This window comes from Nonomuraea sp. B10E15, assembly GCF_039871615.1.
Lineage (GTDB): Bacteria > Actinomycetota > Actinomycetes > Streptosporangiales > Streptosporangiaceae > Nonomuraea.
Genome location: NZ_JBDPMB010000002.1, coordinates 760229 through 783456 on the forward strand (window position 1 = coordinate 760229; position 23228 = coordinate 783456).

The window sequence follows — 23228 nt, forward strand, 5'->3', positions numbered from 1 at the left end:
GCGGCATGGGTTGAGTAAGTTCGAGTTTTCGCTGCCACCCGGCATCTTCCGACCGGTGGGGCTGTTTCTGCGGCCGGGTAGGGGGACGCCCGAATTCGAGAGATACTTTAATCACTCTTCGGGCGTGCACACCGGGGTGGCCCGGCGCCCGGTCCAGGGCGTCGACTATCGCCCGTCCGGTATGGCGTACCTCAATGACGCACCGCACACGGCGCAGGATCTGGCGCTCCTGGCGAATGCGCATGCCAAACTGAAGCTGCTGATGACCATGTTCCCGAACGGCGTTCCTCAGACGGCCAAAGACGTGGCCAGCCTGTTGCCGTACGTCAATCCACTGAAGGGGACGGCTAACTGCGCCGAGATATCGTTGGCCGTCAGGTCCGTTCTTCTCGGGGATGCCAGAGTCGCGGGACGCTCTCCAGGAAATAATATGAATGCCTTTCCGATAGCAGGTCCCCAGGCGATCGAGAAAGAGTTGCTGGACGCCGGGAACCGTGCCCAGGGAAACGTGCAACTGATGTTCCCGGATGGTGGCGGTCATGGTCTCAATGCGGTTAACCTCCATAACAAGGTGTGGTGGGTCGATGGCCAGGTCCCGGCGATAGGAGACGCCATCAGTTCCAACGTAGGCGGGAATTGGTTCTTCACTCTGACCGATCGAGGGCTGCACTAGAAACAACACCTGCTGGTGTCGACCTCAGCCCCCGTCGAGAGCTTGGACGCTGGATGGGTGAGCATCCGGCCATCTGGGACCTTCAGTTCATCGCCTCAGAACTGGTGACCAACGCGCTGGTCCACGGGGGACGCAGGGCTGTCGTGCGCCCGTTGTGGATAACTCGACGTCATCCACAGAACGTCGCTCCACTTGCTCTCGCTCACCCGCCGTCCCAGATCCTGAGCGCCTCACCGCTTCGAAACGTCCGGAGGCCGCCCATGAAGATCACCCTGCCCCTGCCCCGCACGCTGACGTCCCGGTTCGTCGTGGCCATGGAGCGCACGCGGTTCGACGTCGACGCGTTCCTGCCCTGGCGCGTCGCTGGCCCTCACAGGAAGGCCGTGATCAGCGCGATGCGCAGCCGGGCCCTGACCGCGACCTACCATCCGACCCCGTGGAAACCGACCGGCGCCAACCTCGGCGACGAGGAGAGGCGTCGCCTTCGGCGGGCGAAACACCATGTCGTGGTGTCCGCCACGGCGCCCCCGCACCTGCTGCCCGCGAGTGCGCAGGCCGCCAGGGCCGCGGCCAGAGCCCTGGCACGCGAGTGCGACGGACCGCTGATCGACCCCTTGACCGGTGCGGCCATCCTCACCTGCGGGCAGTGCGCCGGCGAGCCCGCGGCGTTCCACCTCAACGACGACTGGCTGGCCTGGGACGTCCGCACGCACGAGGTCGCCGCCTGCGCGCCCTGGGATCCCGGTGACACCTCCTGCCTCCGGGTGACCTCGCGCGGCCTGCGCCGCTTCGCCCTGCCCGAGATCACCCTCGACGGCGCCGCCTGCGCGCACAACCTGTGCGCCACCAACCTCCTGCGCACGGTGGCCAGCCGCCTGGTCGCCGACCACCTGGCCCACCTCACCGCCCACCCGGAGGCAACCGAGCGCCGGATCGACGACTTCCTCCAGATCCAGCCAGGCGACCAGCCCGACGGTGGTTGCCCCTTCGGCGTCCTGCTGACCCCTTACGAGGCCGACGCCGTGGGCCCCGCGGGGGTCCGGCGGTTGAAGGTCGGTCCCGCGCCCGGCACCGGCCAGATCACCTGCCTCAAGGTCGGGCCGCCCCTGGGCTTCACCGGCTCCACCAACGACTGGCTCTGCGCCACCCAGAGCACCGCCCACGCCTCCCTGACGAGCATGCACCCCCCGTCCTCCACCCTCGCCGCCTGACGATCCCTTGCCGGGTGGCCCGGGTGCTCGTCGTGTGACGGACTCTTCTGGGTCGGCCCGGGTGCTCGTCGTGTGACGGACTCTTCTGGGTCGGCCCGGGTGCTCGTCGTGTGACGGGCCCCTTCGCGGCGGGAGCCAGGTTGCCGCCACCGACGTGGCCCGTCGCCTCGGGTTCTGTGATGGATCAGCGGCTGAGGATCTGTCTCATGACCCCTTCCAGGGTGGCCGCCGGGTCCTCGACGGGGTCGGGCGAGCGCCAGGCCACATAGCCGTCGGGCCGGACGAGCACGGCGCCGCCCCTGTTGACGCCGTACACCTCCTGGAACCGTCCCGTCACGTCCATGAGCTCGGCATCGAGGAGCAGCCGTGTGAGCTGCACGCCGAGCCGTTCCTTGACCTGGCGGCCGGCGTCCACCCAGGCCTGGCCACCCTCCTTGGCGGCCAGCAGCACGAAGCCGGAGCCGAACAGGTCGATGGTGGAGATGCGCTGCCCCTCCCAGTCGAGCACCACGTGCGGGGCCCGGCTGCCGGGGCGCCCGTGCGGGACACGGGGGTCCTCCAGGATCGAGCCGTCGTCGCCGGGTTCGTTCAGGATCGCCGTGGAGTGGTAGCGGTGTCCGATCAGCCAGGCCGCGGTGTCCTCGAAGGGCTCCGGATAGCCCTCGCGGGCGCCGGGAGGCATGCGGACGCCCAGGTTGGCGAGCTGGGCGTCGGCGGTCATGGCGCCGATGGGGCGGCGTTCGGCGTCGTACGTGTCGAGGAAGTCCTGACCTGCCTGGCCCGTGACGACGAGCCACAGCCGCCAGGCCAGGTCGCAGCCGTCCTGGAGCGCCGTGCTGCCGCCCTGCCCGCCGGTGGGCGGCATGGTGTGGGCCGCGTCGCCGGCGAGGAACACCCGGCCGGCGCGATAGGTGTCGGCGAGCACGTGCCCCAGGTCGAACGTCGTCCTGTCCAGGATGCGCACGTCGAGATCCGGTCGCCCGGTCGCGATCCGCACCAGCTCGGCGCAGCGCACGCCGGTGAAGTCGGCCGCGCTCTCGCCTTCGGCGTGGTTGACGCCCAGCACGTGCGCCCCCACTCCGGTGCCGGTGAGGATGGCGCCGGTGAAGACGTCGTTCTGCAGATACCAGAGCGTGACCATACGATCCTCGACGAGCCCGGTCAGGTCGGCATCGAACATGATCGAGCACATGGTGCCCAGCACGCCCTTGCCCGAGGTGGGCACGCCGAGCATCCGGCGTACGGGGCTGCGACAGCCGTCGGCGGCCACCACGTAGTCCGCCCGCACGACGCGCTCCCCGTCCTCGCCGCGGATCAGCGCCGTGACGCCGTCCTCGTCCTGGTCGAGCGAGACCAGCTCGGTGGAGAAGCGCAGGTCGGCGCCGAGCGCTTCGGCCCTGCGCCGCAACACCCGCTCGATCTCGGCCTGGGGTGCGCCGACGTTCGCCACGGGGGTGATGTCGGTCAGGAAGGCCAGCTCCTCGACCTCGTCCTCCATGATCATGTGCGGATCCGGGTCGCGGAGGTCCCTGGCGATGGCGATGCGCAGGTTGTCGCCGATGCCTGCCCAGATGTCGCTCAGTTCCTGCTCGATGCCCGGCACGGGGCGGAGCAGCTCGATCGCCCGCGGTCCTACGCCGAAGGCCTTGGGCTGGATGGAGGTGTCCGGGTGCCGTTCGACCAGGATGACCGGCACGCCTCGCCAGGCCAGGAGCGCCGCCGCGCTCAGCCCCGCATACCCGCCGCCGACCACGAGGATCGGCACCCGCTCTCGCTCCATTGCCCGCCACCTCCGTAACACGTACTATCGCGTTGGTGGGCAACACGATATGTCGCGTCCGTTGGATGGTCAAGATATATCTCGAAATGCGCGCCGTTCCGGTCAGCGCTTGGTGTGGTGGACCTCCGTGCCCTTGTCGGTGAAGACGAGCGCGGCGTAGGCGTTGACACGATCGGGCGCGACCCCCGCATCGGTGCTGACGGTTCGTCCGGTACGCGCGTCGATGACGAACGCACCCTCTTCGCCCTTGGCATAGGCCAGGTCCTTGAAATCGGCCTCAGCGGTGGCGTTCCAGTCGTCCGGGCCGTCGCCCGCCGACCGGCGCCACAAGACCTTGCCGGCGCCATCCACCGCCAAGGCCCCGTCCTGCTTCGAGGCGCACAGATCGACGGTGCCGCCCTCGCCGCGATCGCATCGCATGCGCTTGGTCAAGCCGCCCTGCTTGGACAGGGCGATGTCGCCGGTCGCAAGCTCGATCAACTGTCCCTTGTCGCCGTCATCGTCGAGCTTGGCCAAAGGGCCGCCGGTCTCCCTGATCGCCCAGGTGGTGTTGGCCGGCACCTCCTTGTGCCACAGGTCGCGGCCGTCTGGGACGGCGATACCGGCCATCACATAGTTGTCGTCCGCATTTCGGTGAAACCCCAGCAATGCGCCGTCGTATCCCCCGATCATCCAGAAGCCCGCACGCTGCCACAGAAGGCGGGGCTCATCCAGGGAGACCGCGAAGGTGCCCGCCGAGTAGCCGTCCTCCGTCCAGGTGACGGCCGCCGCGCCGTCAACGGCCGACACCAGGAGTGCGCCCAGCTTGCCCGTCGGTTCGCCATAGACGTCCACGGGCAGCCGCCAGATCGGCTTGCCGTCGTCCGCCCGTGCCGCGATCACCTCGAACCCTGCCTGGGCTGAGCCCTCGCCCCGCGGAGCGAGCTTGACCGGCACGACGGTGATCATGGCTGGCGCGCCGCCGATTTGGACCGGCTCCGGCGTCGACACACGGCTTCGTATCATCTCGGCCTGCTTCCGGCTCAGTTCGCGGGGCGCAGGCATGTCATACGTGGGCGTGTTCTCGGTGGTGATGTCGGTGACGGCCTTACCCGAAGCCAGGTCGTACACCGTCACGCCAGAGGCGTGCGAGAACCACGCTGCGCGCCCGTGCAGGGCGACGGTGGGGACGCCCTTGGGGCCGGTCGGCAGGACATGGGCGGCTTCGTCGTCGAACGCCAGGGGGGCCGCGGCGTGTGGGTCGCCACTGAGGTCGAGAGCCTTGTGGGCGGGCGAGACCGGCGGCGAGTCGCTGGCCGCAGGGTCGCCGGGTGCCCCGGTCGGGCTCGCGGTGCACGATGCCACCAGAGTCGCTGCGGTCAAGGCGATGACAACGTCACGAACCGGTCTTCGCATCCGTACCTCCGAGTTGCTGACCTGATCTCCAGCGGTGACCAGGCAGGCATTTCTGGCGACGGCACATTGAATCACCCGTGGGCCGGGACCGGTCCGACGTCGAAAGGGGTAACCGGCCCCGGAAGTAGCGGCCGTACGGTCATTTCCCGCCGAGCAGCCGGAGCAGGCTGACGCGGAGCGCCTCGTCCGTCTCCGCGGCGGTCAGGCGTCCGGCGGTGCGTTCTTCGCTCGCGGCGTGGCCCAGCGTGATGGTGGCCGCGACCAGCCAGTCGACCGGTAGGCGATCGTCGAACTCCCCGGTCCGCACGCCGCGCTCGATGATGAGCTTGAGCCGGTCGGCGACCGCCGTGTGCCGCGCCTGGTCCTCTCCCGGAGGAACGGGCAGCGCGGCGAGCTTCTGCATCAGCACGGGATAGCGCCCGGCCGTCCTGGCGCCGGCGTCGATCAGCCGCAGCAGCGCGTCCGCGGCCGGCCCCGTGCCGAGGTCCGCGGCGTCCATCTCGTCCACGGCCTCCTCGGTGAGCCGGTCGAGCACCGCCGCCAGCAGCCGCTGGCGCGAGGGGAAGTGGGCGTAGACGGTCTGGCGGGTCACGCCCGCGGCGGTGGCGATGGCGTCGACGCTGGCGTCGGGCCGGGCGTTGAGCAGCCGGATCGCCGCGTCCAGGATGGCCGCCCTGCTGCGTCGGGCGTCGGCGCGGCGAGTGCGGCCCGGGGATGAACTCATTTCTTACATGTTGCCAAAGATAATCAACTATGTATAGCTTACATGCTGTCAAACTTATCGCGGACAGGAGTCCCCATGCGTCCATGCAGCGACAGCGACCCCGCAGAGTTCATCACCAAGTTCTTCACCTCCTTCTCCGAAGAGCTCCTGCGCGACGACGAGGATCCAGCGGAAATCGTGGACCGCTACCACACCACGGACATCATCGAGATAGCAGACGGCCACCGGATGGACCGGGACAAACTCATCGCGCACACCCGCCCGGTGCGCAAGAACCGGCCCAGCAGCCGTATGGAGGTGCACGAGGCGGTGGCGGACGGCGACCGGATCGCCGCGCGCTACACGTTGCATGTACAGCAGCGCAAGAAGGAGTTCGCTATGGAGGTGTACTTCTTCGGGCAGTTCACCGACGACGGGCGGATGCGCAGGTCGCACATGCTCACCCGCACCGTCCCCGCCGGAGGGAAGGGCGACCAGGCGACGGCGCTCGGCAACCGGGACGCGCCGGCGTGACCACGAGCACCTACACCGTGATCGGCATGGCGTGCGGGCACTGTGCGGACGCCGTCACCGAGGAACTCGAACGTGTCCCCGGCGTCACCGCCGTGAGCGTGGACGTCGAGGCGGACCGGGTCTCGGTGACCAGTGACCGGGAGCTGGAGCTCGCGCATGTGCGCGCCGCCGTCGAGGAGGCGGGCTACGAGCTCACCGCCCCCCGTGTCTGAGCCTGCCGGACCTGCCGGCGTCTCCCGAGCCTGGAGGTCTCGATCGTGTCGGCAGCTCCGACAGAGCCACGACCTCATCTTGACAGTGGCCGCCGCCGACGATGCCGCAGCATGATGATGCGGGGTCCGGGGCGACGAGTTTCCCTGGCGATGGCGATGCGCAGTTTCCTGACGGGGTTCCGAGCGTGTCGATCGTCACTCTTCGCCCGAGCGCACGTCCGGGCCCGGGCCGGGGAGCGCGTCGTCGTTCGTGTCCGTGCTCTGTTCGAGGAGGTGGTGCAGGCGCTGCAGGACGCGTAGCTGTGCCGGGTTGTAGAGCTCCGCTGCCGCAAGTGCCATCGCGTTTCCGGCCAGCTCCGCTCCTCGTGGCGAATCCGCCACCGGGTCGTTCGACCACGGGTGCTCTTCCCGCATCTTGCGGACAGCCGGCAGGATGCGCTCGGCAAGCCGGTCGATCGTGGCATCCCCGGCGTCCGGGGGAAGGGCTTCGAACTCCTCGCCGGTGTCGTCGCGCACGGCGACGATCCGGCGGAATTCCTCCAGGCCCTCCTCGCTGAACACCGTTGAATAGACCATGAACAGGGACCGGTTCGTGTCGGAGAGCTCTTGGGAGAGAGGAGCGAATCCGGGCGGCACATGGAGCGGCGCGCGGTGGCGCAGGATGACGGCCAGCTCCGCGCGCACGCGATTGAGCCGTTCGATCGTCGCCGCCAGCTCGGCGTCCAGCGCCCGGATCGCCTCGTCCGGTTCCTGGTCGGCCCGTCCCATAGCCGCGACCTGCGACAGCGGCACCCCAAGGTCACGCAACCGCTTGATCTGCAACAGCCGGATCAGGTGCGCGACCTTGTACTGCTTGTACCCGTTGGCCGCGCGCTCGGGCACCTCCAGCAGCCCGAGCTCGTGGTAATGCCGGATGGCCTTCACCGTCGAGCCGGCAAGATCGGCTAGTTGCCGGGTGCTCCACGCCATTCTCCGCCTCCCTCTCGTGCACGGCCGGCCACCGCGTCTTAGTCCACACCATGCCCCAGGGGCACACTCAAGCTCGGTGACCGGTCGTGTGGCACCCCTTGACCGTGTCCCAAGGGCACGCTGTTAGGTCGGTGTCAAACAGCACGTTCACGACCTTCGCGGTGCCGCGCACTGGACGTGAGCCTGCTCGGGCATCCGGCCCCATCCCCTGTGGACCAGCACCTTCGACGATGGAGAACGTCCATGTCATATCGCAAGCCACCAGCCGTCGTCATGAGCGTCGCGGCGCTGACGCTGCTGCTCGGCGCCTGCGCAGACCAGGCGGGCGGCCAGGTGGGCGGCCAGGTGGGCGGCCGGTTCGGCCCCTCCGGCACCGGTCAGGCCGGCCGGCAGCCCGCCCTCTCCGCCACCGGCCTGGACCGCTTCTACGCGCAGAAGCCGACGTTCCAGCCGTGCGACGCGCCGAAACCGACGCCGGACGCGCCGGCCGTCAAAGCCGAGTGCGCGCGGCTCAAGGTGCCACTCGACTACCGGAACCCGAAGGGCAAGCAGGCGGAGCTGGCGCTGCTGCGCGTCCCCGCGCGCGGCAAGGACCCGATCGGGTCGCTCCTGGTGAACCCCGGCGGCCCCGGCTTCCCCAGCACGGAGCACGCGGCCCTTACCGCCGCCGCGTGGGCGACATCGCCGATCACCGAGCGCTTCCATATTGTCGGGTTCGACCCGCGCGGCGTCGGCGCCTCGAAGCCGGCGCTCGACTGCTTCACGAATGCCGAGCGCGAGCGCGACGTGAAGCTCTCCTCGATCCCCGCCGGCGTGGACGACTGGACCAGGCAGGAGACCCGCCGGCTCGTTCGGCAGTGCGCCAAGCGCTCCGGCGGCAAGCGGGTGCTCGCGCACGTCGGCACCCGCGACGCCGCGCGGGACATGGACGTGCTGCGCCAGGCCCTGGGCGACGAGAAGCTCTCCTTCGCGGGCTCCAGCTACGGCACCCGGCTCGGCGCCGTGTACGCGGAGATGTTCCCGAAGAAGGTACGCGCGCTGGTGCTCGACGGGGCGATGGATCCGCTGAAGGACACCTACGAGCGACGCGTCCAGCAGGCCACCGGAATGCAGCGCTCCTTCGAGCGCATGGCCGCGTCGTGCGCCACCAAGCCGGACTGCCCGCTCGGCACCGACCCCGGCCGCGCAACCAAGGTCTTCCAGAAGCTCGTCCGGCCGCTGATCGACAAGCCGGCGCGGACGTCCGGCGGGCGCGGGCTGACGTACGGACAGGCGGTCGAGGGAGTGATCTTCGCGATGTACGGCGAGGCGCTCTGGCCCGCCGCGATCGCGGGCATGGCCGAACTGGAGGCCGGCAAGGGCGACACCCTGCTGAAGCTGCGCGACACCTACCACGGGCGGACTGCCGGCGGCGCCTACTCCGACTCGCTCGAAGCCACGATGGCGATCAACTGCCTGGACGAGGATCGCCACACGCCGGAAGAGGAGACCGCGCTGAACCGGGCGTGGTTCAAGGCGGCGCCGTTCTCCGACCCCGGCCGCCCGATCAAGGAGGCACGCGACGGCTGTGAGTACTGGCCGGTCAAGCCGACGCTCGGCTACCCGTACGCCACCGGCATCAAGGGCCTGCCCGACACGCTGACGGTCTCCGTCACGGGCGACGCCGCGACGCCGCACGAGGGCGGCATCAACCTGGCCAGGACGCTCGGCGGCAGCCTGCTCACCGTCGAGGGCGAGCAGCACGGTGCCCTCCTGGCCGGCAACACCTGTGTCAACAAGACGGTGGCCGCCTACCTCATCGACCTCGAGTCCCCGGCCGAAGGGGCCCGGTGCAAGCTCTGAGCCGCTGACGTCGTCCTTCGGCCGTGATCATTATCGTCCAGCCGGCCGGAGCGCCCTCCAGACCGATCCGGCCGCGACGGTGGGCTCAGGAGAGGTGGTGTTCCAGGGACTCCAGTTTGGACGTCATGCCGTCCGTGACGCCCTCCCTGAGGTCGGCCTTGAGCACCAGGCTCACGCGGGGAGCGACCTCGGCCACCGCGTCGACCGCCCGCTTGACGACGTCCATCACCTCGTCCCACTCGCCCTCGATCGTGGTGAACATGGCGTCGGTGCGGTTGGGCAGCCCGCTGGAGCGGACCACCTGGACGGCACGGGCGACGGGCTCGGCGACCCCTTCGCCGACGCCGAGCGGGGTGATGGAGAATGCGACGATCACTACGTGCCTCCTGCGGTGAACCCGGGGATCTGGTCAGGAGCCGCTCCTGCTCCTTCACGCTCGGCCTGCCGGGGCCGGCTGAGCCTGCGAGATCCCGATCGTAGCGGCAGCTTCGCGAAGAGCCACGACGCCGTCGAACGCCGTGGCCGCCGCTGACCGTGCCGCCGGACGTCACCCGTGGTCGTGCTCCTCTTCCTCTTCCTCGCTCGGCCCCTCGGACGGCTCCACGCCGAGCACGGCCTCGCGCGGCTCGATCTCGGTGATGTGGTCGACGAGCTGCAGCACGTGGTCGGGCTCGATCAGCCACTGCAGCGCGGAGGCGCCGGAGTCGTCGGAGGAGACGAGCTCGGCCTGCTCGGTGCGCTCCTCCTCGGTGAGATCGGCGTCGGGGTGCCGGACCTCGGCCAGCGCCGCCGCCTGCAACGCGTCCACATCGAGCACCTCGACGGTCAGCTCGACCGTGAGACGCAGGAATTTCGGTTCATCACTCATGGCGATGATGTTAGGGGAGCTTCCACTCCACAGGTGCCGCACCTTGCTGAACCAGCGACTCGTTGGCGCGGCTGAACGGCCGCGAGCCGAAGAAACCGCTGCGGGCCGACAGAGGCGAGGGATGGGCGGACTCGACGCGCGGCACGTCGCCGAGCATCGGCGCCAGGTTGCGCGCGTCGCGGCCCCACAGGATGGCGACCATCGGCTTGTCGCGCGCGACCAGGGCGCGGATGGCCTGCTCGGTGACCTGCTCCCAGCCCTTGCCCCGGTGGGAGGCGGGCTTGCCGGGCATCACGGTCAGCACCCTGTTGAGCAGCAGCACGCCCTGCTCCGCCCACGGCGTGAGGTCGCCGTTGGCCGGCCGGGGCAGGCCGAGGTCGCTCTCCATCTCCTTGTAGATGTTGACCAGGCTGCCCGGCAGCGGCCGGACGTCGGGGGCGACGGAGAACGACAGCCCGACGGGGTGGCCGGGCGTGGGGTAGGGGTCCTGGCCGACGATCAGCACCTTGACGTCGTCGAAAGGCTGGCTGAAAGCACGTAGCACGTGCGCGCCGGCCGGGAGATACTGCCGGCCCTCCGCGATCTCCTTGCGCAGGAACTCGCCCATCTGGGCGATCTGCGCGGCGACGGGCTCAAGCGCCCGCGCCCATCCGGCATCGACGATTTCATGAAGGGGACGACCAGCCATGGGCGTGAAGCTTAGCCATGTCTGGTACGGCTTGCGGGCAAAACACGGTCGCCCGCCGTACCGGAATGATCACATCGGTACGGCGGGCGCCCGCGAGGTCACTTGACCGAGCCGGCCATCATGCCCTGGACGAAGTACCGCTGGAACGCGAAGAACAGCACCAGCGGGATGATCAGCGACAGGAACGCGCCGGACGAGAGGATGTCGACGTTCGACCCGAACTGCCGCATCTGCGACTGCAGATATTTGGTCATCGGCTGGTTCCCGGTGTCGGCGAAGACCAGCGCGATGAGCATGTCGTTCCACACCCACAGGAACTGGAAGATGCCCAGCGAGGCGATTGCGGGCTTGCCCAGCGGGAAGACCACCGACGCGAAGATCTTCCACTCCGACGCGCCGTCCATCCGCGCCGCCTCCAGCAGCGAGCTGGGGATGCCGACGAAGAAGTTGCGGAGCAGGAAGATCGCGAACGGCAGCCCGAACGCCACGTGGAACAGCACCACGCCGGCGATCGAGCCGAACATGTCGGCGGCGCCGTAGAGGGACGCGACGGGGATCAGCGCGATCTGGATCGGTACGATCAGCAGCCCGACGACGACGAGGAACGCGGTGTCACGGCCGCGGAAGTCCATCCACGCGAACGCGTACGCCGCCATCGCCGCGATGCCGATCACCAGGACCGTGGTCGGCACCGTGATCAGCACGGTGTTCCAGAAGGACGCCGTGAAGCCGCTGCCCAGCAGGTTGGCGTAGTTGTCGACGGTCAGCTCGGCCGGCTTGGTGAAGATCGTCCACCAGCCCTCGGCGTTGTTGACCTCCGAGGTCCGCATGGAGACGACGAGCAGGCCCAGCGTCGGCACCAGCCAGAAGAGCCCGAGCAGCACCATCACGACCTGGACCGCCCCGCCGCCGAGACGGTCCGCGAGCCTGCCGGCGAGGCTCCTGCACGGCGCTCCCGCGTACGTCTCGGCCGGCGCCGTGACCGTCGCCGTGGTCATGTGCCCCTCCCCGTCGGATCCCGAGGCGTCCGGCGTGCCGGGCCTGTCGATGGGCTCGCTCATGTGTCCTCCCTCCTGAACCTGCGGATGTTCATGATCATGAAGGGGAGGACCAGGATGAGCAGGAAGATGGCCAGCGCGCTGCCCAGGCCCTGGTTGTTGCCGCCGCCGAACGACACGCGCCACATCTCCAGCGCGACCACGTTCGCCTGTGGCTGGACCGAGGCCGGCGCGATGATGAAGACCAGGTCGAACACCTTCAGCGTATTGATGATCATTGTCACGAAGACGACGAGCAGCACCGGCGAGAGCAGCGGCACCGTGATCTTGCGGAACACCTGCCACTCGCTCGCTCCGTCGATGCGGGCCGCCTCCAGCGCGTCGCGCGGGATCGCCGCCAGCCCGGCCGCGATCAGCACCATGGCGAAGCCGGCCCACACCCAGACGAACGCGCCGATGATCGCCGGGGTGATGAGCGTCGGGCCGAGCCAGCTCAGCCCGCCGTAGGCGGCCTCGAAGTTCGACGCGGGCAGCCGTACGACGTAGGAGCCGGCGGGCAGCCCCTCGAAGCGGAAGGAGCCGTCGCCGGCCGTGGTCGCGGTCGCGGCGACCTGGCCGTCGCGCACCGCCTCGACGGTCATGCCGGGCAGGCCCTTCTCGGCGGCGTCGACCGCGTTGTTCGTGCCTCCGCCCCCGGGGGTGAAGTCGAACCACACGGTGCCCGAGAGCCCGTCGCCGGCCGCGGGGGCCCTGGCGGGCTGGGCGTCGCCCGGCACCAGCTCCGGCTTGACGCCGACGATCGGCACCAGCACGGGCTGGCCCGCCTGCGCGGGCTGCTTGGTGACGACCGCGCCGTCCTGCTCGGCGACCGGGGACTCGTCGCCCCCGCGCGGGCGGGCCTCCGGGTAGCCCTGCGAGGAGGAGAACGTGTCGTGCACCGTGGTGAGCACGGCGTTGGCCAGGCCCTTGTCGGGGCTCTCCTCGTAGACGAGCCGGAAGATCACGCCGGCCGCCATCAGCGAGACGGCCATCGGCATGAACACGATCAGCTTGAACGCCGTCGCCCACCTGATCCGCTCGGTCAGCACCGCGAAGATCAGGCCGATCGTGGTGACCACGATGGGCGCGACCACCACCCAGATCAGGTTGTTGCGGATGGTGGTGAGGGTGCCGGCGTCGGTGAAGATCGTGGTGTAGTTGCCCAGCCCCACGAATCCGGTGCCCGTCGAGTCGAACAGGCTCCTGAAGATGGAGTAGGCGATCGGATAGATCACCCAGATGCCCAGCAGCAGCGCCGCCGGGAGGAGGAAGGCGATGGCGACCGCCGGGGAGGGGCCGAGGCGTCGCTTGCGTTGGGGGGTTTCAGCCGGTCCGGTGGAGGGCCCGCCCGCGGCGTTCGCGGGCGGGTCCTGCGGGCCGTCCAACCGTTCGGTCACGGCCTTACCTCTTTACTTCCAGGCCTTCTTGGCCTCGGCTTCGAGCGCCTCCTGGGCGCCCTTGACGTCGGACGGGTCGCGCAGGAAGTCCTGCAGCACCTTCCACTCGCCCTTGCCGTCGGTGCCGCCGAACGCGCTCGGCGCCAGGTCGGACATGTCGTAGCGGACGGTGTCGCCGGCCGAGACGATGGTCTGGCCGAGCTGCTTGGTCAGCTCGTCGGGGTAGTTGTCGGGGGAGACGTTCTTGTTGGGCGACAGGTAGCCGGGCAGCTTGGCCCAGACCTCGCCGCCCTCCTTGGAGGCCAGGAACTGCAGCAGGGCCATGGCGCCGGGGGAGTCCTTCATGGCCACCGCGACGTCGCCGCCGAGCACGACCGGGGCGGTGTCACCGACCTTGGGGAACGGGAAGTATTTCGCCTCCTCGCCGACCTTGGCGCCCGACTGGTCGGCCTCGACGGCCACGAAGTCGGCCTCGATGACCATGGCGGCCTTCTTGGTGCCGTAGACCTTGCTCACGCAGGTGGGGAAGTCGGTCTGCATGGTGCCGGAGACGCCGTCGACCAGGAACTCCTGCTTGCTCACGATCTGCTGGATCTTCTCCAGCGCGGTGGCCACGGTGGGGTCGGTCCACGGGATCTCGTGCTTGGAGAGCTTGTCGTAGTTCTCCGGGCCCGCGGTGGAGAGGTAGACGTTCTCGAACAGGTCGGTCAGCGTCCAGCCGGAGGCGCCGCAGAAGGAGAACGGCGGCGTGCCGGAGTCGGCGACGGTCTGCGCGGCCTTGACCAGCTCGTCCCAGTTGGTCGGCGCCTGTACGCCCGCGTCGTCGAACGCCTGCGAGCGATACCAGACCAGCGACTTGTGCGCCGCCTTGATCAGCACGCCGTAGACCTTGTCGTCGGCGGAGCCGAGCTCCTTCCAGTAGGGGGTGTAGTTGGTGTCGATCTCCTTGATGACGGCGTCGTTCAGCGGCTTGAGCGCGTCCTGTTCGGCGTACTGCTGGACCAGGCCGGGCTGCGGCAGGATCGCCACGTCGGGCGGGTTGCCGCCCTGGATGCGGGGGCCGAGGTAGGCGCCGGTGTCCTCGCCGGTGGAGGCGTAGGTGACCTTGGCCCCCGTCTTGTCGGTGAAGGCCTTGAGCACCTGCTCGAAGTTCTTCTGCTCGGCCCCGGTCCACTTGGCCGCGACCTCGAGCGTCACGCCTTCGAGCGTCTTGTCGCCGCCGGTGGCCGGCGCCGACCCCGAGGCGGTGGGCTCCGTCGTCGTCGGCGCGTTGCCGCAGGCGGCGACCGCTACCGCGAGCCCGGCCAGGATCGCTGCTGCTCTGCTTCTTCGCATGGCTGCCTCACTGGGTTCTGATGATCTCTTCGAGTTCGGACTTCATGGAGGCCGCGACGTCGTCGGCGGACTCGGTGGCAGGGTTGGTGAGGGCCTTGGCGACCGAACTGGCGATCACCAGGCTCAGCTGGTTGTAGTTGGCGCTGACCGGCCGTGGCTTGGCGGCGAGGATGCTCTCCTTGAGCACCGGCAGGTAGGGGAAGCGCTTGATCAGGGCAGGGTCGTCGTAGAGCTCGGTCCACACGGGCGGGAACGAGCCCTCGGTGAGCACCCGGCGTTCGTTCTCCAGGCTCGTGAAATAGCGGATGAACTCCTGCGCGGTGTGCTGGTGCTTGGAGAAGGCGCTGACGGCCAGGTTGGCGCCGCCCAGCGCGCTCGACCCCGGCCCGTCGAGCCCGGGCAGCCTGGTCACCGCGACCTTGTCGCCCAGCTCGGCCTTCGCGGGGCCGTACGCGTGGGGCCAGTTGCGGGCGAAGGCCAGCCTGCCTTCCTGGAAGGCCAGGCGCGACTCCTCCTCCTTGTAGCTCAGAGACTCTTCGGGGATCCAGCCCTCGCGCAGCCCCTGGAGCAGGAAGCCCAGGGCGGTCCCGCCCTGGGCGGGGTCGAGGGTCACCTCTTTGCCGTCGCGGCTGACGATCTGGCCGCCGGCTGATTGCACGGCCTCGCTGAAGTTGACCGTGAGCCCTTCGTACGCCAGGAACTGCCCCGCATACCCATCTATGTCATGCTTTTTCGTGATCTTTCGTGCTTGGTCGCGAAGCTCGGCCCACGTCCTCGGCGGCTTGTCGACCAGGTCGGTCCGGTAGTAGAGCAGCCCCGCGTTGCTCGTGTAGGGGACCGCCCAGAGCTTGCCCTTGTAGACAGCCGTCTCCACGACCGGCGGCAGGAACCTGTCGAGCGGGAACAACCCGCGCTCCAGGGGGATGATCCAGCCGTTCTCCGCGAATTCGGCGGTCCACACCACGTCGAGCCCGAGCACGTCGTATCGGCTGCTCTGGGCCTGGAGGTTGGCCACCATCTGGGCGCGCTGCTCGTCGGCGGCCTCGGGCAGCTCCAGCAGCGTCACCTTCTCGGCCGGATGGGCCTGGTTCCAGCGGTCCAGCAGGGGCTGCAGGTATGTCGTGGTGTCGCGTCCGGTGGCGAACGTGATGGGCCCGGTGCCGCCCGTCCCCGTCGCGCCGCCGCCCTCGTCGCCCGCCGCCGCGCATCCGGCCGCGAGAGCCACGGCCAGCAGGAGCACGAGCGGGCGGAGCACTGTTTCCTCCGGGTATTCAGAGGGTTTACATACGTGTTAGGTAGATGCATTCATGTTATGCACAGCGGTAATCTGTAGGTCAACGGATATCTTCGTAACGCATGCGTAACACAGCGGGGAGGTGGGGCGGTGCGGCTTCACCTGCTGGCGCTCCTGGCCAAAGAGCCGGCTCACGGCTACGAGCTCAAACAAGCTCTCGAGCAGACCTTCGGCGGCGCCTACCCCTCCCCCAACATCGGCCAGATATACGTGACGCTCGGCAGGCTGGAGAAGGACGGCCTGGTCAGGGCGGTGGATGTCGAGCAGTCCAACCGGCCCAACAAGAAGGTCTACTACCTGACGGCCAAGGGCCGCGAGCACCTCACCACCTGGGTCGACGAGCCCACCGAGGGTCCGAGGGTGCGCGACGAGTTCTTCATGAAGCTCGTCCTCGCCCCGCTGACCGGCATCGCCGACCGCATGGCGCTGATCAACAGGCAGCGCCGCCACTACCTGTCGCTGATGCGTGACCTCAACGACCTCCTCGACCGCACGTCCCCGTCCGACCGGGTGGCGATGCTGCTCATCGAGGGCGCCATGCTCCACCTCCAGGCGGATCTTGACTGGCTCGAACGTTGCCAGGAGGATCTGGCATGAGCGCCGTGCTGAAAACGGTCAATCTGGTCAAAATCTACCAGGATGGTGCCATCCCCGTGCCCGCCGTGCGCGGGGTGGATCTGCAGGTCGAGCCGGGCGAGTTCGTCGCGATCATGGGTCCGTCCGGCTCGGGCAAGTCCACGCTCGTCCACATGCTGGGCGGGCTCGACGCCAGGACCAGCGGCGAGATCTGGCTCGACGGCAAGCGCGTCGACACCCTCTCCGAGAGCGCGTGGGCGCTGTTGCGGCGCAAGAAGGTCGGTTTCGTCTTCCAGTTCTTCAACCTCGTCGCCAACATGACCGTCGGCGACAACGTCGAGCTGCCCGCCCTGCTGGCCGGCGTCTCACCCAAGGTGGCCCGCGAGCGCAGGGAGAGCCTGCTCGGCGCGCTCGACCTGACCGACAGGGCCGACGCCGCGCCGGCCCAGCTCTCCGGCGGCGAGCAGCAGCGGGTGGCGCTGGCCAGGGCGCTGGCCAACCAGCCCACCCTGCTGCTGGCCGACGAGCCCACGGGCAACCTCGACAGCCGCAACACGCGCGACGTGCTCCGCCTGCTCGGCAAGGTGCACAAGGAGGGCCAGAGCATCGTCATGGTCACCCACGACGCCCGCGTGGCCGCCCTGGCCGACCGGGTGGTCTCGCTGTTCGACGGGGAGATCGTCGACGACGGCCGCATCGCCCGCAGGCGCACGGGCACCGCCGGCGAAGTGATCGACCTCCGGTGAGCGACGGGTGAGCGACCGATGAGCACCGCGCTGGCGGGCAGCCGGTGGATCAAGGCCGACCTGCGGGCCAGGAAGGGCCAGGCGGTGCTGACGGTGCTGGCCGTGGCGGGCATCGTGGCCGCGCTGATCACCGCGGTGACCCTGCTGGAGGACGGCACCAACCCGTGGCGGAGCCTGTCGGCCCAGACCGACGGCGCCCATGTGTGGTTCTACACCGGTGACAGCCCAGAGGTCGCTCTTGGGGGCGTCGACGGCGTGACGCAGATCGCGGGCCCGTACCGCTCGGCGCCCGTGACCGTGGGCCAGGACGGCAGGCGAGAGCCCGCGGCGCTGCGCGCGATGCCGGCCCGGCCGGCGGGGGTGGCGCACCCGCTGGTGGCGGAGGGCGACTGGCTGGACCCCGCCCAGCCGGACGGCGTGGTCGTCGAGCGGTCCTTCGCGTCGTCGCTGCGGCTGGAGGCCGGCGCGCCCTTCACGATCATCGCGCTCAGCGGCGAGCGCCACACCCTGTACGTACGCGGCATCGCCGACACCGCCGAGCACGGCTTCTACCCCGAGTGGACGCCGGGCCTGGCCTACGTGCTGCCCGGGACGCTCGACCGGATCGAGCCCATGATGGGCCGCAGCGAGTGGGTGACCGGGCTGCGCCTGGCCGATCCCGACGCCGCGCAGGTCGTCTCCCAGCGCGTGGTCGTCATGCTGGAGGACCAGCTCCAGCGCGTCTACACCTGGCGCGAGGTCAGGGGCGCCATGGAGCTGGACAACCGGCTGCTCGGCACGCTGCTGGCGTTGTTCGGGGTGGTCGGGCTGGTGGCGGCCGCGCTCGCGCTGGCCAACGCGGCCGGCGGCCGGGTGCTCGGCCAGTTGCGTGACCTGGCCACGCTCAAGTCGATGGGTTTCACCAGAGGCCAGATCACGCTGCTGCTGGTGGCCGAGCACGGCGCGCTCGGCCTGCTCGGGGTCGCGCTCGGCGCGCTGGCGGGCTGGGGGGTGATGGCGGCGGTGCTCGGCCCGACCTCCGTGGCGCCGGTGCCGGTGCTGGCCATCGTCACGGGCACCGCGCTGGTGGTGCTGGCCGCGGTGGGGTTGCCCGCGTGGCGCGGCGGCCGCACTCCGCCGATCCCCGCGGCGCCCGCCTCGCCGCCGCGCGGCCACCTGTCCAGGCTGGCCAGGCTCGCCCTCCTCGTACGCCTCCCGCCCGCCCTCGTCCTCGGCACCAGGGACGCCTTCACGAGGCGGGTGCCGGCGTTCCTGACGGCGTTCGGGCTGGCCGTGCCGATGATGATGATCACGATCGGCCTCGGCGTGTGGGCCACGCTCGACAACTTCCTCAGCCATCCCGAGCAGGTCGGCCAGCACGCCGGCCTGTACGTCAGGCCGGGCAAGCTGGAGGCGTCGGAGGCGGGGCGCATCGCCGGGCGCGACAAGGACGTGGCCGCGGTCTATCCGGGCACCGACGTGAACGCCCTGGCGCCGGGGGAGGCCCGCTCGGTGCGGGTGCGGGCCGTCGGCAGTTCCACGGACCCCTACCCGTACCCCGTGGTCGAGGGCCGCGGATATGCCCGTCAGGGCGAGGCCGTCGCCGGGCAGGGTCTGCTCGACCTGCTCGGGATCAAGATCGGCGACCGGGTGCGGCTGACGGTGGGCGGCTCGCCGCTGATCGTCAGGATCGTCGGCAGGACCGTCGAGCCCGACCAGGACGGCGTGGTGCTCTCGGTGGGGCTGGACAGCCTGGCCGCGAAAGACTCCGTGCCGCCGGAATACTACGCGCTCGCGCTCAGGCCGGGCGCCGACCGGGCGGAGGTGCGCGGCCGGCTGCTGGCCGAGTCGGCCGAGGGCCTGGACGTGCAGGCCGCGGTCAACCCCGCGGACCGCCTGTCGATCATCAGGGTCGTGATCGTGGCGCTGATCGCCGTGCTGGCCCTGATCGGCCTGGCCAACCTGCTCACCGCGAGCGCGCTCGGCCTGCGTGACCACGCCTTCGACCTGGCCGTGCTGAAGGCCATGGGCCTGACGCCCCGGCAGGTCATGGCCACGCTCGTGACCGGCACCGGGCTGCTGGTCGTGCTCGGCGTCGGCGCGGGCGCAGCCGCCGGCGCCTCCGTCGTCACGGGACTGATCGACCTGCAGGGTCACACCAGTGGCGTGGGCGCCGGCATCGGCCGGCCGCCCTCGCCGCTGACGCTGGCCGTCGCCGTGGTGATCGCCGTGGGCACGGCCCTCGCGGTCGCGCTGATCCCGGCCCGCCGCGCGGCCCGCGCCCAGGTGCCCGTCACCGCGCGCTGACGGGTCCGCTCACCGCGCCCGGCCGCGCGGTCTCCTCCCGCTTCAGCGCGAACCAGTAGAACCCGTGCCCCGGCAGCGTCAGCAGGTAGGGCAGCTCGCCGATCGGCGGGAACCGCACCCCGCCGCGCGCCTCGACGGGGACCATGCCCTCGAAACGGCGCAGGTCGAGCTCGACCGGCTGCGGGAACTTCGACAGGTTGTTGACGCACAACATCGCGTCGTCGCGGTCCTCGCGCACGTAGGTGAGCACCGAGGGGTTCGACGACCACATCTCGGTGTACGCCCCGACGCCGAACACCGGGTGCCTGCGCCGGATCTCCAGCATCTTGCGGGTGAAGTGCAGCAGTGAGCCCTCATGGCGCTGCTGGGCCTCCACGTTGACCGCCTGGAAGCCGTAGATCGGGTCCATGACCGCGGGCAGGTAGAGGCGTCCGGGGTCGGCGTTGGAGAACCCGGCGTTGCGGTCGGGGCTCCACTGCATCGGTGTGCGGACCGAGTCGCGGTCCTCCAGCCAGATGTTGTCGCCCATGCCGATCTCGTCACCGTAGTAGATGACCGGCGAGCCCGGCAGGCTCAGCAGCAGCGCCGTGAACAGCTCGATCCGGTCCCTGTCGTTGTCGAGCAGCGGGGCGAGCCGGCGCCGGATGCCGAGGTAGGCCCGCATGCGCGGGTCCTTGGCATATTCGCTGTGCATGTAGTCGCGTTCTTCCTCGGTCACCGTCTCGAGCGTGAGCTCGTCGTGGTTGCGCAGGAAGATGCCCCACTGGGCCGAATCGGGGAGCTTCGGGGTGCGCGACATGATCTCGGAGATCGGCTCGCGGGTCTCCTTCTTCACCGCCATGTAGATGCGCGGCATCAGCGGGAAGTGGAAGGCCATGTGGCACTCGTCGCCGCCCGTGGTGGGGTCGCCGAAGTATTCCACGACGTCCTCGGGCCAGCCGTTGGCCTCGGCCAGCAGCACCCGGTCGGGGTAGAGCCGGTCGACCTCGGCGCGGATCTTCTTCAGGTAGGCGTGCGTCTCCGGCAGCCCGGCGCAGGCCGTGCCCTCGCGCTCGAACAGGTAGGGGACCGCGTCCAGACGGAACCCGTCGATGCCCAGGTCGAGCCAGAAGCGCAGCACCTCCAGCATCGCCTCCTGCACGGCAGGATTGTCATAGTTCAGGTCCGGCTGGTGGTGGAAGAACCGGTGCCAGTAGTACTGCTTGCGCACCGGGTCGTAGGTCCAGTTGGACTCCTCGGCGCCGATGAAGATGATCGGCGCGTCCGGATAGGCGCCGGGGTGGTCGGACCACACGTAGAAGTCGCCGTACGGCCCTTCGGGGTCGTGCCGGGACGCCTGGAACCAGGGGTGCCGATCGCTGGTGTGGTTCATCACGAGGTCGGTGATGATGCGCAGGCCGCGCTCGTGCGCCCGCTCGATCAGCTGGACGAAATCGCCCAGATCCCCAAAGTCCGGCAGGATCTTCATATAGTCCGAAATATCGTAACCGCCGTCGCGCAGCGGCGACTCGTACAGCGGCAGCAGCCACAGGCAGTCCACACCGAGCCACTCGAGATAGCCCAGCTTCTCGATGAGACCGCGCAGGTCGCCGGTGCCGTCGCCGTTGGAGTCCTTGAACCCCCGGACGAGGATCTCGTAGAACACCGCCCGCTTGTACCAGGCTGGATCTTCCGAGACGAACGCCTCGGAGATCGGCTCCGGTGTTGGGGATGCGTTGATCATATGTCGCTCACAGGAAGAGATGTGGGCAGGACGAAGTCACCGGTTACCCCGGCGTTCTTATCTGGTGACCGCGCCGCCTGGAGTCGTCATCCCTGCGAACCCCATGCCCATGAACGAGACCGGATTTGTGATCTGGTGCCCGTTTGTGCGGCGCTTACGGGCCGAACACTACCAGCCCGTTGGCTTTCCGGAACCCGCTTCTGCTGTGCCGGGTTGATACCCGAGAGATCGGTATGTAATCACCCTGTTACCCAGAGTTCACTAAAAAGGTGGAGCGACGTCCGAGAGGTCGTTCTCGAAGTCGCTCAGCCAGAGCCCGAACAGCACCAAACCGCGCACCCAGAAACGATCGTTCCACCCGTTGAACCTGGTCAGCGCGTCAGGGCCGCCCGCGATCACCTCGTGCAGCTCATCCGACAGCAGGCTCGGGACCCGGCTCACGAGGGTCTCCAGCATCCGGTGCGAATAATTTCGGGCAGGAACGGCCGTCGACCGCAGCGGCACCCGCCGCAGCGGCTGCTTGACGACGTTGGTCGACGGCAGCGCGGCGACCCGCGGGTTGGCGGCGTGCAGCACCTCGCGGTAGAAGCGCCCCTTGTCCTTACGGGCCACGCCGACCGACAGCGCCGCGTCGAAGAAGCCCGGATGGATGAACGGCGCCGCGAACGACGCCTCGGGGCCCACCAGGTTGACCACCGAGCGCGCGATGCCCCGCACGGTCCTGGTGTGCAGCACCGACAGCGGCAGCTCGGCCCGGTGCCCGTGGAGCATGGACGTGGCCGCCAGGAACTGCTCGCGGACGGTCTCCTCCATCCACTCCGCCGCCGCCTTGGACAGGAACGGCTGCGACGGCGCGCCCAGCGACAGCGACCGCAGCACGGCGGCCGAGCGCTCGGCCTGTGTCCTGGCCTCCAGGGCCGCCCCGCTGACCATGAAGTTCTTCAGCAGCGGCCCGCCCGCCAGCCCGTCGATCAGCATGCGGCCGGAGCCGTGCACCTCCTTGGCGAAGGGGGCGTACCAGGCATGGTGGGGCGTCAGGTATTCGAGCCTGCGGGCCACGTCGACCGCGTCGGCGGGATAGTCGGCGGCGTCCTGGATGATCACACGGTGCGGGATGCCCAGCTCCCTGGTGATCGACTGGGCGAACGCGATGTCGGTGTCGGTGCCGTCGTCGGGGCTGGTGGTCCACGACTCGACGTCGGCACCGCGAGCCTTGGCCACGCTCGCCAGCAGGCGCGAGTCGTAGCCGCCGCTGACCGGCACGAGCAGCTTGCGCCCTTCGTATCCGGCGTACACGTCGTGCAGCAGCTCCACGATCTCGTGCGGGCTGATCCACGCCTCGTAGGGCTCGGTACGCAGCCAGCGCGGCAGCCTGCGCTCGGTCATCGGCCTGTCGTGCTCGAACACCAGCGCGCTCGACCCCGGCAGGCGCTTGACCTCGGTGTACGGGGTCGCCTCGCCCATCGGGAACGTCGCCTGGATGATCGAGGCCCACGCCGCCCAGTCGATCTCGATCGGCACCAGGCTGAGCAGCGGCTGGATCAGCGACGAGAAGTAGACCGCGTCGCCGTGGCGCACGTAGTAGACGTCGACCAGCCCCAGCGCCCCCGTATGGAGGGTCACCCGGCGGCCGTCGCCGATCAGGCCGGGGGTCTCGTACGTCTCCGCGACCGCCATCCAGTCGTCCGGCCCGGCGGGCTTGCGCTCGCCCCAGGAGAACGCGAACCCCCCGCCCGCGCGATGGTAGGGCGGCAGCGGCGTGGAGCTGAACAGTGCGGCCTCGGGCGTCTGGAGCGCCGGCCGGACCTTCGGGCCCGCGGCGGTCAGCTTGCCGAGCATGGCGGTGTCGATCCGGCCGAGAGCGCCGCATACGTAGGGCCGCACGTTGAACTGCACCGGATCTCATCCCTTCGAGACGCTTGCTGCAAAAGAGTATCCTTTGCCGGGCCGAGAGAGCGG

21 protein-coding genes are annotated in these 23228 nt (G+C 69.5%); 8 read left to right on the plus strand and 13 right to left on the minus strand.

The window, feature by feature from the left end:
• The first annotated feature begins 124 nt into the window (after nt 1–124).
• Nucleotides 125–673 (plus strand): hypothetical protein, encoded by a 549-nt coding sequence (locus tag ABGB14_RS12430; RefSeq protein WP_347643761.1) that lies wholly within the window; start codon nt 125–127, stop codon nt 671–673.
• A 260-nt stretch (nt 674–933) separates the two neighbouring features.
• Nucleotides 934–1884, plus strand: a complete 951-nt coding sequence (locus ABGB14_RS12435; protein ID WP_347643762.1) for a hypothetical protein — start codon at nt 934–936, stop codon at nt 1882–1884.
• A 184-nt stretch (nt 1885–2068) separates the two neighbouring features.
• On the opposite strand, the gene ABGB14_RS12440 is transcribed toward ABGB14_RS12435, so the two are convergent.
• From ABGB14_RS12440 to ABGB14_RS12450, 3 genes are all read right to left on the minus strand, one after another.
• Nucleotides 2069–3664 (minus strand): FAD-dependent monooxygenase, encoded by a 1596-nt coding sequence (locus ABGB14_RS12440; protein ID WP_347643763.1) that lies wholly within the window; start codon nt 3662–3664, stop codon nt 2069–2071.
• A gap of 102 nt (nt 3665–3766) precedes the next feature.
• Nucleotides 3767–5059 (minus strand): hypothetical protein, encoded by a 1293-nt coding sequence (locus tag ABGB14_RS12445; RefSeq protein ID WP_347643764.1) that lies wholly within the window; start codon nt 5057–5059, stop codon nt 3767–3769.
• 139 nt (nt 5060–5198) lie between these two features.
• Entirely contained in the window at nt 5199–5783 is a 585-nt protein-coding gene (locus ABGB14_RS12450; protein ID WP_347643765.1) for a TetR/AcrR family transcriptional regulator, read from the minus strand.
• Between the two features lie 75 nt (nt 5784–5858).
• On the opposite strand from ABGB14_RS12450, the gene ABGB14_RS12455 reads away from it, so the two are divergent.
• A complete protein-coding gene (locus ABGB14_RS12455; protein ID WP_347643766.1) occupies nt 5859–6296 on the plus strand; it encodes a nuclear transport factor 2 family protein in 438 nt (145 codons plus the stop codon).
• Nucleotides 6293–6508: a heavy-metal-associated domain-containing protein gene (locus ABGB14_RS12460; protein ID WP_347643767.1), complete on the plus strand. Its 216-nt coding sequence runs from the start codon at nt 6293–6295 to the stop codon at nt 6506–6508. Before ABGB14_RS12455 ends, ABGB14_RS12460 begins: the two co-directional genes overlap by 4 nt.
• Nucleotides 6509–6703: 195 nt before the next feature.
• On the opposite strand, the gene ABGB14_RS12465 is transcribed toward ABGB14_RS12460, so the two are convergent.
• Nucleotides 6704–7477: a MerR family transcriptional regulator gene (locus ABGB14_RS12465; protein ID WP_347643768.1), complete on the minus strand. Its 774-nt coding sequence runs from the start codon at nt 7475–7477 to the stop codon at nt 6704–6706.
• Between the two features lie 243 nt (nt 7478–7720).
• Between ABGB14_RS12465 and ABGB14_RS12470 the strand changes: the two genes are divergently transcribed.
• Complete coding sequence (locus ABGB14_RS12470; protein ID WP_347643769.1) at nt 7721–9319, plus strand: alpha/beta hydrolase; 1599 nt, start codon at nt 7721–7723, stop codon at nt 9317–9319.
• A gap of 85 nt (nt 9320–9404) precedes the next feature.
• Here the strand turns inward: ABGB14_RS12470 and ABGB14_RS12475 are convergent, their stop codons facing one another.
• From ABGB14_RS12475 to ABGB14_RS12505, 7 genes are all read right to left on the minus strand, one after another.
• On the minus strand, nt 9405–9695 hold the full coding sequence (locus ABGB14_RS12475; RefSeq protein ID WP_347643770.1) for an MTH1187 family thiamine-binding protein: 291 nt from the start codon (nt 9693–9695) through the stop codon (nt 9405–9407).
• A 171-nt stretch (nt 9696–9866) separates the two neighbouring features.
• Nucleotides 9867–10187: a hypothetical protein gene (locus tag ABGB14_RS12480; RefSeq protein WP_347621743.1), complete on the minus strand. Its 321-nt coding sequence runs from the start codon at nt 10185–10187 to the stop codon at nt 9867–9869.
• A 10-nt stretch (nt 10188–10197) separates the two neighbouring features.
• Entirely contained in the window at nt 10198–10875 is a 678-nt protein-coding gene (locus ABGB14_RS12485; RefSeq protein ID WP_347643771.1) for a uracil-DNA glycosylase, read from the minus strand.
• Nucleotides 10876–10973: 98 nt separating this feature from the next.
• Nucleotides 10974–11873: a carbohydrate ABC transporter permease gene (locus ABGB14_RS12490; RefSeq protein ID WP_347643835.1), complete on the minus strand. Its 900-nt coding sequence runs from the start codon at nt 11871–11873 to the stop codon at nt 10974–10976.
• Between the two features lie 59 nt (nt 11874–11932).
• The gene (locus tag ABGB14_RS12495) at nt 11933–13309 is read right to left on the minus strand and encodes an ABC transporter permease subunit (RefSeq protein WP_347643772.1); all 1377 of its coding nucleotides are present in this window, start codon (nt 13307–13309) and stop codon (nt 11933–11935) included.
• Between the two features lie 12 nt (nt 13310–13321).
• On the minus strand, nt 13322–14644 hold the full coding sequence (locus ABGB14_RS12500) for an ABC transporter substrate-binding protein (protein WP_347643773.1): 1323 nt from the start codon (nt 14642–14644) through the stop codon (nt 13322–13324).
• 7 nt (nt 14645–14651) lie between these two features.
• The gene (locus tag ABGB14_RS12505; RefSeq protein ID WP_347643774.1) at nt 14652–15899 is read right to left on the minus strand and encodes an ABC transporter substrate-binding protein; all 1248 of its coding nucleotides are present in this window, start codon (nt 15897–15899) and stop codon (nt 14652–14654) included.
• Nucleotides 15900–16028: 129 nt separating this feature from the next.
• Here ABGB14_RS12505 and ABGB14_RS12510 point away from each other — a divergent pair, with 129 nt between their 5' ends.
• The 3 genes from ABGB14_RS12510 to ABGB14_RS12520 are packed head-to-tail and all read left to right on the plus strand — an operon-like array spanning nt 16029 to nt 19546.
• The gene (locus ABGB14_RS12510; protein WP_347643775.1) at nt 16029–16535 is read left to right on the plus strand and encodes a PadR family transcriptional regulator; all 507 of its coding nucleotides are present in this window, start codon (nt 16029–16031) and stop codon (nt 16533–16535) included.
• Complete coding sequence (locus ABGB14_RS12515) at nt 16532–17260, plus strand: ABC transporter ATP-binding protein (RefSeq protein WP_347643776.1); 729 nt, start codon at nt 16532–16534, stop codon at nt 17258–17260. The genes ABGB14_RS12510 and ABGB14_RS12515 overlap by 4 nt, the downstream gene beginning before the upstream one ends.
• Before the next feature lie 18 nt (nt 17261–17278).
• Complete coding sequence (locus ABGB14_RS12520) at nt 17279–19546, plus strand: FtsX-like permease family protein (RefSeq protein WP_347643777.1); 2268 nt, start codon at nt 17279–17281, stop codon at nt 19544–19546.
• On the opposite strand, the gene treS is transcribed toward ABGB14_RS12520, so the two are convergent.
• A complete protein-coding gene (treS, locus tag ABGB14_RS12525) occupies nt 19533–21269 on the minus strand; it encodes a maltose alpha-D-glucosyltransferase (protein WP_347643778.1) in 1737 nt (578 codons plus the stop codon). The two genes, ABGB14_RS12520 and treS, sit on opposite strands and share 14 nt — an antisense overlap.
• 261 nt (nt 21270–21530) lie before the next feature.
• On the minus strand, nt 21531–23165 hold the full coding sequence (locus ABGB14_RS12530) for an asparagine synthetase B family protein (protein WP_347643779.1): 1635 nt from the start codon (nt 23163–23165) through the stop codon (nt 21531–21533).
• Nucleotides 23166–23228 lie beyond the last annotated feature (63 nt).

Excerpts from the sequence above, each read along its gene's own strand:
- ABGB14_RS12435 (WP_347643762.1), top strand. The coding sequence starts at position 934 with ATGAAGATCACCCTGCCCCTGCCCCGCACGCTGACGTCCCGGTTCGTC.
- ABGB14_RS12440 (WP_347643763.1), bottom strand. The coding sequence starts at position 3,664 with ATGGAGCGAGAGCGGGTGCCGATCCTCGTGGTCGGCGGCGGGTATGCG.
- ABGB14_RS12515 (WP_347643776.1), top strand. The coding sequence starts at position 16,532 with ATGAGCGCCGTGCTGAAAACGGTCAATCTGGTCAAAATCTACCAGGAT.
- ABGB14_RS12500 (WP_347643773.1), bottom strand. The coding sequence starts at position 14,644 with ATGCGAAGAAGCAGAGCAGCAGCGATCCTGGCCGGGCTCGCGGTAGCG.
- ABGB14_RS12485 (WP_347643771.1), bottom strand. The coding sequence starts at position 10,875 with ATGGCTGGTCGTCCCCTTCATGAAATCGTCGATGCCGGATGGGCGCGG.
- ABGB14_RS12465 (WP_347643768.1), bottom strand. The coding sequence starts at position 7,477 with ATGGCGTGGAGCACCCGGCAACTAGCCGATCTTGCCGGCTCGACGGTG.
- ABGB14_RS12445 (WP_347643764.1), bottom strand. The coding sequence starts at position 5,059 with ATGCGAAGACCGGTTCGTGACGTTGTCATCGCCTTGACCGCAGCGACT.
- ABGB14_RS12450 (WP_347643765.1), bottom strand. The coding sequence starts at position 5,783 with ATGAGTTCATCCCCGGGCCGCACTCGCCGCGCCGACGCCCGACGCAGC.
- ABGB14_RS12470 (WP_347643769.1), top strand. The coding sequence starts at position 7,721 with ATGTCATATCGCAAGCCACCAGCCGTCGTCATGAGCGTCGCGGCGCTG.
- ABGB14_RS12520 (WP_347643777.1), top strand. The coding sequence starts at position 17,279 with ATGAGCACCGCGCTGGCGGGCAGCCGGTGGATCAAGGCCGACCTGCGG.
- ABGB14_RS12455 (WP_347643766.1), top strand. The coding sequence starts at position 5,859 with ATGCGTCCATGCAGCGACAGCGACCCCGCAGAGTTCATCACCAAGTTC.
- treS (WP_347643778.1), bottom strand. The coding sequence starts at position 21,269 with ATGATCAACGCATCCCCAACACCGGAGCCGATCTCCGAGGCGTTCGTC.
- ABGB14_RS12480 (WP_347621743.1), bottom strand. The coding sequence starts at position 10,187 with ATGAGTGATGAACCGAAATTCCTGCGTCTCACGGTCGAGCTGACCGTC.
- ABGB14_RS12490 (WP_347643835.1), bottom strand. The coding sequence starts at position 11,873 with ATGACCACGGCGACGGTCACGGCGCCGGCCGAGACGTACGCGGGAGCG.